Genomic DNA, 6,073 nt, shown 5'->3' with positions numbered 1-6,073 from the left:
CAACCGTCTCGCCGCCGCGCAGGCCGATGTGAAAAGCTGGCGCGCCCGCGCTGGCGACGCCGCCCGGCGCATCGCCGACATGGGCAAGCGCGAGGCGGAAATCGCGGCCGAAACCGCCGCCATCGCCGCGCGCCCGGACGAACTCGCCGCCGCCATCGCCGACACCGCCGCCGCGCATGATGCCGCTCGTCGTACAGCCGAGGAACTGGCGGCTGCCGAACGCAACGCCGAGAGCGCACTTCGCCAGAGCGAGGAGGCCGCCCGCCGCGCCGGCGAAACGCTGTCGGAGGCACGCGAAGCACGCGCCGGCGCCGCCGCGCGCGCCGAAAGCCAGGAGCTTCGCCGCGTCGAGCTCGGCCGCGTTGCTGGCGAACGCTTCGAATGTCCCGCCCCCGTCCTTCCCGAAAAAATCGGCTTCGACAGTGCCGAGATCCGCTCGCCGCAGGACGAGGCCGCCGCACACGACAAGCTCGTCCGTGATCGCGAGCGGGTCGGCCCGGTCAATCTCGTCGCCGAGCAGGAACTGGCGGAGCTTGAGGCCGGCGCCAGCGGCAATGCCGCGGAGCGCGAGGAGCTTGGCCAGGCCGTGAATCGCCTGCGCGGCTCGATCGGCACGTTGAATCGCGAAGGGCGCCAGCGCCTGCTCGCGGCGTTCGAGGCAGTGAACGGCCATTTCCGCCGCCTGTTCACGACTCTGTTCAACGGCGGCCAGGCGCATCTCGAACTCGTCGATTCGGACGATCCGCTCGAGGCCGGGCTGGAGATCATGGCCCAACCGCCCGGCAAGCGGCTCCAGTCGCTCACCTTGCTGTCCGGCGGCGAACAGGCGCTGACCGCGGTCGCGCTCATCTTCGGCCTGTTCCTCACCAATCCCGCGCCGATCTGCGTCCTCGACGAAGTGGACGCCCCGCTCGACGACGCCAATATCGAACGCTTCTGCGACCTGCTCGATCGAATGAGCCGCGAGACGCAGACGCGCTACCTCATCGTCACCCACAATGCCGTCACGATGAGCCGAATGCACCGCCTGTTCGGCGTCACCATGATCGAGCGCGGCGTCAGCCGATTGGTGTCGGTCGACCTTCAGGCTGCGGAGACGTTGCTGGCGGCAGAATAAGCAGCCACGCCGGCGCCGGGCTGCGCACCGCATCCACGATGATCCACAGCATCGCCGCCGCACGAAACGCCGCCGCAACGGCAATATGCCCCTGCGTCACCCCCATGCCGGCCCCGCCGGGCGAGGCGAAGAACCAGAACTCCGCCCAATACGCCGCCAGATCGCCGAGCACGAACCAGGCGACCGGCCACAGCTTGCGCGAAGTGATAAGCAGGAAGGGATAGAGCCACAGGTCGAACTGCGGCGAATAGACCTTGTTGGTCAGCAGGAACCAGGCAAGCACCGAGGTGAACAGCGCCCAGAGCGCGTCACTATGCCGCCGCCATCCGAGCAGCACGATCGCCGCTGCGCCGCCGGCAAAGGCAACGAACGACCACAGGTTGCGCGTCTCGGTATCGCTCACCCACCAGCCCTGCGCGCCCATGATCTCCCACACCGCCGCCGCGGTCCCGCCACGCTCGCGGCTGAAGGTGTAGAATTCGCTCCAATGGTCGAACGCGCGCCAGGCGACCGGCGCGTTGAACATCGCCCAGAACATGATGGCCACGACCGTCAAAATCGCGGCCGATCTGATCCGCTCCCGCCATGCTTTGCCTCCGCGCAACAGCGCCTGGAGGCCAATCAGTGGCAGCAGCAGAACGGGGAAAAGCTTCGCCGCCGTCCCGATCGCCGCCAGCGCCGCCGCGCTCAGCGCCTCCCCCCGCCGCGCGGCCAGGAACGCCGCCACCGCCAGCGCAACCGCCAGCATGTCCCAATTATGCCCCAGGTACAGCACCAGCGGCGGCGCCCCCGCCCACCACCAGAGCCGCACCGCCGGCACCCCCGCGCGCTCCATCATCCGCAGCACGGCAAAGGCCAGCACAGCGTTGACCAAGGCCACCACAAGCAGGAAATCGGCCGCATCTGCCCGCGCCCCACCGATCACGCGCGCAATCAAGCCTTCCAGCCAGATCAGCGCCCCCGTCAGCACCGGATACTCCATCCGCGCCTCGACATAGGGGATCTGCCCCGCCGCAACGCCGCGCAGCCCCCAGAAGGGCACCGCATCCGAATAACAGCCGGTGATGTACTGCTCATCGCCGATCCATGAGGCGCCGCAATGCGCCTTGAACCACCAGCCCGCGACGCAGGTGGCGAGCAGCAGCAGGTGGGGGCCGAAGCTGTTCAGGCGACGCGAATGCATGATCCCGCGGTAGCCGGCGATTGCGCCAGGGTCGATCGTTGGTCGACAAGCGCTCGAGCGGAACTTATATAGAACAAATGGCGCAGCTCGATGTCAGGCAGAAGCTGGAAATCCTTGCGGATGCAGCGAAATACGACGCTTCCTGCGCATCGTCGGGAACGACCAAACGCAACTCGCGCGACGGCAAGGGCATCGGCTCGACCGAGGGCATGGGCATTTGCCACGCTTATGCGCCGGACGGCCGCTGCATCAGCCTGCTGAAGATCCTGCTCACCAACAGCTGCATCTTCGACTGCCATTATTGCATCAACCGCAAGAGTTCGAATGTCCGCCGCGCCCGCTTCACCGCGAAGGAGGTCGTGAACCTCACCCTCTCCTTCTACCGGCGCAATTATATCGAGGGGCTGTTCCTCTCCTCCGGCATCATCGGTTCGTCCAACTACACGATGGAGCAACTGGTCGAGGTCGCCCGCTCGCTGCGCGAGGATTACCATTTCCGCGGCTATATTCACCTCAAGACCATTCCCGATGCCGATCCGGAACTGATCCACCAGGCCGGCCTCTACGCCGATCGCATGTCGATCAACGTCGAACTTCCCACCGTCAGCGGCTTGAAGCGACTGGCGCCGGAAAAGGACAATGGCCGGATCGAGGGCGCAATGAAGGGCCTGAAATCCTCGATCCTCGACACGCGCGACGCGAAGAAGCGCTACAAGTCAGCCCCCACCTTCGCACCGGCCGGGCAATCGACGCAGATGATCGTCGGCGCCGATGCGGCGACCGACGGGGACATCGTCACCAAGGCCGCGACGCTCTACGACCGCTACGATCTGCGCCGCGTCTATTATTCCGCGTTCAGCCCGATTCCGGACGCCTCCGCCGTCCTCCCACTGCAGCGCCCGCCGCTGATGCGTGAGCATCGCCTCTACCAGTCGGACTGGCTGATGCGCTTCTATGGCTTTCAACCGAAGGAAGTGGTCGCCGCGGCGGATGATGCCACCGGCATGCTCCCGCTCGATATCGATCCCAAGCTCGCCTGGGCATTGAAGTTCCGCGACAGCTTCCCGGTCGACGTGAACCGCGCGCCGCGCGAACTGCTGCTGCGCGTGCCGGGGCTCGGCACCAAGGCAGTAGCGAACATCCTCACCAGCCGCCGCTGGCGCCGCCTTCGGCTCGCCGACGTGGCACGCCTGACGGTGTCGATCGCAAAGATCCGCCCCTTCATCGTGGCCGATGATTGGCGGCCCATTGCGCTCACGGATAAGGCCGAACTGAAGCCGATCGTCGCCCCCAGGAAGCAACAGCTGGAACTGTTCGCCGCCTGAGGGCGCGCGCGGCTGACGCGCTGGCGTTCAGTCGCCGGATCAGTCGTTCGTGCGTGACATCACCGCCGCGGTTCGTGCCGAATGGCGATCGCTCAACAGCATGGCGCAGGTGCGCTCGGCAGTGGAACGGACCCGCTCGAGCTGCTCGGCGGCGTAATCGGCATCCATATCCGGCACGACCGAATCGATCCGGATATGCTCCGCCCGGGTCATCCCCAGCCCCTGCCACAGATAAGCGTCGAAGATCTCGCGCAGCGACCCGACCTGCCCCTTTTCGTGCAGCCAGGCCAGCGACGTGCCCGACGTGCTGAACGACAGCAGCGGCTTGCCCTTCACCGCCGGATGCCCGGCCTGCGCCTGCACGTCGCGGAAGCTGTAGTTGGAGCCCAGCACGCGATCGACATAACCCTTCAGGATCGCGGGCGGCAACGCGAACCAGATCGGATAGACCAGCACCAGGATGTCGGACGCGCCGAGCAGCTCCAGCTCGGCCGCGACATCGTCGGAAAGCTGCCCGTCGCCTTCGATCGGACGCTCCTCGTTGCGCAGCACCGGGTCAAAGCCCATCGCATAAAGATCGCGCACCACGACCTGCTGCCCCAGCCGCTCTACCGTCTCGACATAGGTGTCGACGATCTGGCCATCGAAGCTGGTGCGGCTGGGGTTCGCGAGCACCAGATGGTGGCGGATCACCGTCGAATCCGGGCTGTTCATGTCCTTACCTCCATTATGCGTGCTGGAGGCCTGTCGTTAGCACGGGTGCCGCCGGGCGCGAACCTTCGCGTCGCGCGCAATGATCAGGGTGCGGCGGTCGCCCCCAATGCCTCACGCGCCGTCCGCCGCGCCGTGCGGCTGGCGCGAACGCTGTCCCACGCAAAGATCGCGCAGCCGATCCAGATCAGCCCGAACACCACCAGGTGCAGCGGCCGCAGCGGCTCGCCGAAAATCGCCACGGCGACGAAGAACTGGAGCGTCGGCGCGACATATTGCAGCAGCGCCAGCACTGAATAGGGCAACCGGCGCGCGGCGGCCGCGAACATCAGCAGCGGCAGCGCCGTGACCACGCCGAGCACCACCAGCAGCACGTCGATCGACAGGTCACGCCCCATCGCGCCCGTTCCATCGCCGGCGGCAACCAGCAGGAAGATCAGCGACGGCGGCGCCAGCAGCAGCGTCTCGATCAGCAACCCGCCAAGGGAGTCGATCGCCACCACCTTGCGCACCAGGCCATAGATGCCGAACGAGGCGGCAAGCGTCAGCGAGATCCACAGCGTATCAATCGCAAACAGCGCCATGATGATGACGCCCACCGCCGCGATCGCGATCGCGACACCCTGCCACTTGCGCAGCCGCTCCCCGAGGATGGCGACACCCAGCGCGACGTTGACCAGCGGGTTGATGAAATAGCCAAGGCTGCCGGCCAGCGTCTGGCCGTTGTTCACCGCCCAGATGTAGATCAGCCAGTTGATCGCGATCAGCACCGCGCTCGCCACCAGCATCGCGATCGTGCGCGCGTTCACCGCCGCCCGGATCGCGCCCCAGCGCCGCATCACGCTGACCACCAGGATCAGCAGGACCGCCGACCAGACCACCCGATGCGCCAGCACCTCCAGCGCGGGCACCGACGCGAGCAGGCGAAAGTAGAGCGGCAGCACGCCCCACATCGTGTACGCGCCCAGCCCCAGCAGCAGGCCGCCGCGCGCGCCATTGTCAGTCATGCGAGGCGGCCTTTGCTACAGGTTCAGCGTTCGCTGAGGTAATAACGGTCAAGCGCGCGCAGATCGTCGTCCAGGTCATAGACGATCGGCTGGCCGGTCGGGATCTCAAGGCTGGTGATCTCGTCATCCGGGATGTTTGACAGATGCTTCACCAGCGCGCGCAGCGAGTTGCCATGCGCGGAGATCAGCACACGCTGACCGTCCTTCAGCGCCGGCGCGATCCGCTCCTCCCAATACGGCAGGACGCGGGCGATCGTGTCCTTCAGGCTCTCCGTCGCGGGAATGTCGATCCCGGCATAGCGGCGATCCTTGCTGAGATCATATGGCCCGCCGGCGTCGGCCACGGGCGGCGGAATGTCGAAGCTGCGGCGCCAGATATGCACCTGCTCCTCGCCATGCTTCGCCGCGGTCTCCGCCTTGTTGAGGCCGGTCAGCCCGCCATAATGGCGCTCGTTCAGCCGCCAGTGCTTCTCGGTCGGCAGCCACAGCCGACCCATCGCCTCCAGCGCCAGGTTCAGCGTCTTGATCGCGCGGGTCTGCAGCGAGGTGAAGGTCAGGTCGAAATCGAGGCCCTTCGCCGCCATCAGTTCGCCCGCCGCCTTGGCTTCGGCCGCGCCCTTTTCCGTCACGTCGACGTCCCACCAGCCGGTGAAGCGGTTCTCGAGGTTCCACGCCGACTGGCCGTGGCGGATCAGGACGAGCTTGGGCATCGATATCTCCCGTTGGCAAT

Annotated in this window: 5 protein-coding genes and 1 pseudogene; 2 read left to right on the top strand and 4 right to left on the bottom strand. The window is 66.6% G+C overall.

Going from position 1 to position 6,073, the window contains the following annotated elements:
• Window positions 1-1,117, top strand: a pseudogene (locus XM50_RS12850) (chromosome segregation protein); the annotation flags it as partial.
• On the opposite strand, the gene XM50_RS12845 reads toward XM50_RS12850, so the two are convergent.
• The gene (locus XM50_RS12845; RefSeq protein ID WP_046409976.1) at window positions 1,059-2,300 is read right to left on the bottom strand and encodes a glycosyltransferase 87 family protein; all 1,242 of its coding nucleotides are present in this window, start codon (window positions 2,298-2,300) and stop codon (window positions 1,059-1,061) included. The pseudogene XM50_RS12850 and the gene XM50_RS12845 overlap by 59 nt on opposite strands.
• 77 nt (window positions 2,301-2,377) lie before the next feature.
• On the opposite strand from XM50_RS12845, the gene XM50_RS12840 reads away from it, so the two are divergent.
• Window positions 2,378-3,625 (top strand): putative DNA modification/repair radical SAM protein, encoded by a 1,248-nt coding sequence (locus XM50_RS12840; protein WP_046410057.1) that lies wholly within the window; start codon window positions 2,378-2,380, stop codon window positions 3,623-3,625.
• 39 nt (window positions 3,626-3,664) lie between these two features.
• Here the strand turns inward: XM50_RS12840 and XM50_RS12835 are convergent, their stop codons facing one another.
• The 3 genes from XM50_RS12835 to gpmA all read right to left on the bottom strand — a co-directional run bounded on the left by XM50_RS12835 (window position 3,665) and on the right by gpmA (window position 6,053).
• Window positions 3,665-4,339: an NAD(P)H-dependent oxidoreductase gene (locus XM50_RS12835; RefSeq protein WP_046409974.1), complete on the bottom strand. Its 675-nt coding sequence runs from the start codon at window positions 4,337-4,339 to the stop codon at window positions 3,665-3,667.
• A gap of 83 nt (window positions 4,340-4,422) precedes the next feature.
• Entirely contained in the window at window positions 4,423-5,343 is a 921-nt protein-coding gene (gene rarD, locus XM50_RS12830) for an EamA family transporter RarD (protein WP_046409973.1), read from the bottom strand.
• A gap of 23 nt (window positions 5,344-5,366) precedes the next feature.
• Window positions 5,367-6,053: a 2,3-diphosphoglycerate-dependent phosphoglycerate mutase gene (gene gpmA, locus XM50_RS12825; RefSeq protein WP_046409971.1), complete on the bottom strand. Its 687-nt coding sequence runs from the start codon at window positions 6,051-6,053 to the stop codon at window positions 5,367-5,369.
• Between the last annotated feature and the right edge of the window lie 20 nt (window positions 6,054-6,073).

This window comes from Sphingomonas sp. Ag1, from assembly GCF_000980895.1.
Taxonomy (GTDB): Bacteria; Pseudomonadota; Alphaproteobacteria; order Sphingomonadales; family Sphingomonadaceae; genus Sphingomonas; species Sphingomonas panaciterrae.
This window is presented reverse-complemented; position numbering and strand designations above follow the sequence as displayed.